Below are 585 nucleotides of genomic sequence, written 5' to 3'. Positions count from 1 at the left end.
GTTTAGCCGTAATGGGTAAGAACCTAGCTTTGAATATTGAAAGTAAAGGATTCTCAGTTGCCCTATACAACCGTTCAGCTGAGAAAACGAATGAACTATTATTGGAAGCACAAGGGGAAAATTTCGTAGGCACTTACAGTGTGGAGGAATTCGTCCAATCGCTGGAAACGCCTCGAAAAATCCTCATCATGGTCAAAGCGGGTCAACCTACTGATGATACGATTAATCAACTGGTGCCATACTTAGATCAAGGAGATATTCTGATTGACGGTGGAAACGCGTATTTCCCTGATACACAGCGCAGAAACAAAGACCTTCAAGCGCAAGGCTTCCGCTTTATTGGCGCTGGCGTTTCGGGTGGTGAAGAGGGGGCACTTAAGGGTCCTGCAATTATGCCAGGTGGTCAAAGAGACGCCTACGAGCTGGTTGAACCAATCCTGACAGCGATCTCGGCCAAAGTAGACGGTGAACCTTGCTGCACCTATATTGGAGCAGAAGGCGCTGGCCACTATGTCAAAATGGTACACAACGGCATTGAATACGGCGATATGCAGCTCATTGGTGAAGCGTATCATCTGCTTAAAG

Annotated in this window: 1 protein-coding gene; it reads left to right on the top strand. The window is 47.0% G+C overall.

The genetic code is table 11. From position 1 onward, the window contains the following. Window positions 1-585, top strand: a 585-nt coding sequence (locus tag AC1DWN_RS34980) for an NAD(P)-binding domain-containing protein (protein WP_477563380.1), incomplete at both ends; no start/stop codon positions are given.

It is taken from the genome of Paenibacillus sp. P4_A7, assembly GCF_056402455.1.
Note: the sequence above shows the minus strand (reverse complement) of the source record. Positions and strands in the feature narration are given on the sequence as shown.